We start from the raw sequence: 3,920 nt of genomic DNA, 5'->3' as shown, positions 1-3,920 counted from the left end.
GGGCGGTGTTGATGGTGATGCCGCGGGCCTTTTCTTCAGGCGCTGCGTCGATCTGGTCGTACGCCTTGGCTTCGCCGCCGAACTTGGCGGACAGCACGGTAGCGATGGCTGCCGTCAGCGTCGTCTTGCCGTGGTCCACGTGGCCGATGGTGCCCACGTTGACGTGGGGCTTGGTCCGTTCGAATTTACCTTTTGCCATTTTCAGTTCTCCAAAGAGCGATGCCTGTGTTGGGGTTTAACGTCTGCACCCGATTGCTGATTCGTCCTGCACAGAGCAACGGGACGGCACCGGGTCGCAGATTGCAAAAAAATTTGCTATTCAATCAATAGCTGTCAGCGCTTACTGGATAAGCGCTGACAGCTGTTTTGACCATTACTTTGCGCGTGCGGCCATGATGGCTTCAGACACGTTGCGAGGGGCTTCGCTGTAGTGCTTGAATTCCATCGAGTATGTGGCGCGGCCTTGCGTGGCAGAACGCAGGGTCGTGGAGTAGCCGAACATTTCCGACAGCGGCACTTCGGCGCGGATGGCCTTGCCACCGCCCGGGATGTCGTCCATGCCCTGCACCATGCCGCGACGGCTGGACAGGTCGCCCATCACGTTGCCGGCGTAGTCTTCAGGCGTTTCCACTTCCACGGCCATCATGGGTTCCAGGATGACGGGACCGGCCTTCTTGCAGCCTTCCTTGAAGCCGAAGATGGCAGCCATCTTGAACGCAAGTTCGTTCGAGTCCACATCGTGGTACGAACCGAAGTGCAGCGTGACCTTGACGTCGACCACGGGGTAGCCGGCCAGCACGCCTTGCGTGACGGCTTCGTTGATACCCTTTTCCACGGCCGGGATGAATTCGCGAGGCACCACACCGCCCTTGATCGCGTCGACGAACTCGATGCCCTTGCCGGCTTCGTTGGGTTCGATCTTGAGCACGACGTGACCGTACTGGCCCTTACCACCGGACTGGCGCACGAACTTGCCTTCGGCTTCTTCCACCGTCTTGCGGATGGTTTCGCGGTAGGCCACTTGGGGCTTGCCCACGTTGGATTCCACGCCGAACTCGCGCTTCATGCGGTCCACGATGATTTCCAGGTGCAGTTCGCCCATGCCGGAGATGATGGTCTGGCCGGATTCTTCGTCGGTCTTCACGCGGAAGGATGGATCTTCTGCAGCCAGGCGCTGCAGGGCGATGCCCATCTTTTCCTGGTCGGCCTTGGTCTTGGGTTCCACGGCCTGCGAAATCACAGGCTCAGGGAACACCATGCGCTCCAGCACGATCTGCGAATTCACGTCGCACAGGGTTTCGCCCGTGGTCACTTCCTTCAGGCCCACGCAGGCAGCGATGTCACCAGCGCGGATTTCTTCCACTTCCTGGCGTTCATTGGCGTGCATCTGCACGATACGGCCGATACGTTCCTTCTTGCCCTTGATGGGGTTGTAGACGGTATCGCCCTTGGTCAGCACGCCGGAATACACGCGCACGAAGGTCAGCTGGCCGACGAACGGGTCGGTCATCAGCTTGAATGCCAGCGCGGAGAACTTCTCGGCATCGTCGGCCTTGCGGCTGATCGGCTGCTCATCTTCGTCCGTACCGGTCACATCAGGAATGTCCGTCGGTGCAGGCAGGTAGTCGATCACGGCGTCCAGCATGCGCTGCACACCCTTGTTCTTGAAGGCGGTGCCACACAGCATGGGGTGGATTTCCGTCGCGATGGTGCGCGTACGCAGGCCCTGCTTGATCTCGGCTTCGCTCAAGTCACCCTCTTCCAGGTACTTGTTCATCAGCTCTTCAGACGCTTCGGCAGCGGCTTCGACCATCTTCTCGCGCCATTCCTTAGCGGATTCCACCAGGTCGGCCGGGATGTCTTCGTAGCTGAACTTCATGCCCTGCGAGGCTTCGTCCCAGATGATGGCCTTCATCTTGAGCAGGTCCACCACGCCGGTGAACTTGTCTTCGGCGCCGATCGGGATCACCACGGGCACAGGGTTGGCCTTCAGGCGCAGCTTCATCTGGTCGTAGACCTTGAAGAAGTTGGCGCCGGTGCGGTCCATCTTGTTCACAAAGGCCAGGCGAGGCACCTTGTACTTGTTGGCCTGGCGCCAGACGGTTTCCGACTGGGGCTGCACGCCACCCACGGCGCAGTACACCATGCAGGCGCCGTCCAGCACGCGCATGGAACGCTCCACTTCGATGGTGAAGTCCACGTGGCCGGGGGTGTCGATGATGTTGAAGCGGTGCTCGGGGTAGGTGTTGTCCATGCCCTTCCAGAAGCAGGTCGTGGCCGCCGAGGTGATCGTGATGCCGCGCTCTTGCTCTTGCTCCATCCAGTCCATGGTGGCAGCGCCATCGTGCACTTCACCAATCTTGTGGCTCACGCCCGTGTAAAACAGAATGCGTTCGGTGGTCGTGGTCTTGCCAGCGTCAATGTGGGCCGAGATACCGATATTGCGGTAGCGCTCGATGGGGGTATTGCGAGCCATGGTGGATCCTTGATGGGTCGTATTGGAGAGGGTGTCGGGCCGCCATACTGGCAACAATGCCCGTCAATTTTGTGACTGCCTGAATCGACACAAGGCTGCAGGCAGAACGCCGGCAGCCTTGGACCTATATCAGGACAAATCCGCGTTTTAGAAGCGGAAGTGGCTGAACGCCTTGTTGGCTTCGGCCATGCGGTGCACTTCGTCACGCTTCTTCATGGCGCCGCCACGGCCTTCGGTGGCTTCCAGCAGTTCGTTGGCCAGGCGTTGGGCCATCGACTTTTCGCCGCGCTTGCGGGCGGCTTCCTTGATCCAGCGCATGGACAGGGCCAGGCGACGGACAGGGCGCACTTCCACGGGCACCTGGTAGTTGGCACCGCCCACGCGGCGGGACTTCACTTCCACCATGGGCTTCACGTTGTTGATGGCAACAGTGAAGGCTTCCAGAGGGTCCTTGTCGGGGTGCTTCTTCTCGATCAGCTCCAGGGCGCCGTAAATGATGCGCTCTGCCACTGCCTTCTTGCCGCCTTCCATGATCACGTTCATGAATTTGGACAGCTCTACATTGCCGAACTTGGGATCCGGCAGGATTTCACGTTTGGGGACTTCGCGACGACGTGGCATTTTTTACCTCTATCTTTGCTTCAGTTGGCATCTTTTCAGACACCGCGAGAGCCATTCAGGACTCCCACTTACTCGACCCGCGCAGACCATCTGCGTTTGGGGTCACTACGCTGAATCACCGCGCCACGCGGGAAACAGCACCGAAAATTCTTCTGACCGAAAAACCAGGACTTACTTGGCCTTGGGCTCGGGCTAATTACTTAGCCTTCGGCTTTTTAGCGCCGTACTTGGAGCGGGCTTGCTTGCGATCCTTCACGCCTTGCAGGTCCAGCGAACCGCGCACGATGTGGTAACGCACACCGGGCAAGTCCTTCACACGACCGCCGCGAACCAGCACCACGCTGTGTTCCTGCAGGTTGTGGCCTTCACCGCCGATGTAGGAAATGACTTCGAAGCCGTTGGTCAGGCGAACCTTGGCGACCTTACGCAGAGCGGAGTTAGGCTTCTTGGGCGTCGTGGTGTACACACGGGTGCACACGCCACGGCGCTGGGGAGAGTTTTCCATCGCAGGGCTCTTGGACTTGATCTTTTCGACCTCGCGCCCCTGACGGACTAGTTGATTGATGGTTGGCATGAAATACGTCCCTAAACGTGAATTTGCTTCGTGAAAGCGAAAACGTGAATCCCTTCGGAAATTCCGAAAAGCCTTCTAATGTAGCAGCAAGGCGTCGATCAGGCAAGCCGCATGCGGCGTTACACCCAAACCCCTCCCGAAGCGCCGATATGGCCTGCCGCGTTTAAAAGCGCACGGCCCAGACCAGGACCGCCGCGCAAGGGCCGCCCCGCCGCGCTGGCGGTGTCCCCCTTCCCGAATGGCGCAGCC

Annotated in this window: 4 protein-coding genes; all 4 read right to left on the bottom strand. The window is 59.6% G+C overall.

What is annotated here, in order from left to right; translation table 11 throughout:
• Window positions 1–199: GTP-binding protein (locus tag ACOQFS_RS09595; protein ID WP_421561726.1), on the bottom strand; the 199-nt coding region annotated here is incomplete at its 3' end.
• A 174-nt stretch (window positions 200–373) separates the two neighbouring features.
• Window positions 374–2,476, bottom strand: a complete 2,103-nt coding sequence (gene fusA / locus ACOQFS_RS09590) for an elongation factor G (protein ID WP_421562669.1) — start codon at window positions 2,474–2,476, stop codon at window positions 374–376.
• A 147-nt stretch (window positions 2,477–2,623) separates the two neighbouring features.
• Window positions 2,624–3,097 carry a 30S ribosomal protein S7 gene (gene rpsG / locus ACOQFS_RS09585; RefSeq protein ID WP_005798541.1) on the bottom strand — a complete coding sequence of 158 codons (474 nt, stop codon included), beginning with the start codon at window positions 3,095–3,097 and terminating at the stop codon, window positions 2,624–2,626.
• A gap of 196 nt (window positions 3,098–3,293) precedes the next feature.
• Window positions 3,294–3,671: a 30S ribosomal protein S12 gene (gene rpsL, locus ACOQFS_RS09580; protein WP_010104110.1), complete on the bottom strand. Its 378-nt coding sequence runs from the start codon at window positions 3,669–3,671 to the stop codon at window positions 3,294–3,296.
• Between the last annotated feature and the right edge of the window lie 249 nt (window positions 3,672–3,920).

It is taken from the genome of Paracidovorax sp. MALMAid1276 (assembly GCF_049198005.1).
GTDB lineage: Bacteria > Pseudomonadota > Gammaproteobacteria > Burkholderiales > Burkholderiaceae_C > Acidovorax.
This window is presented reverse-complemented; position numbering and strand designations above follow the sequence as displayed.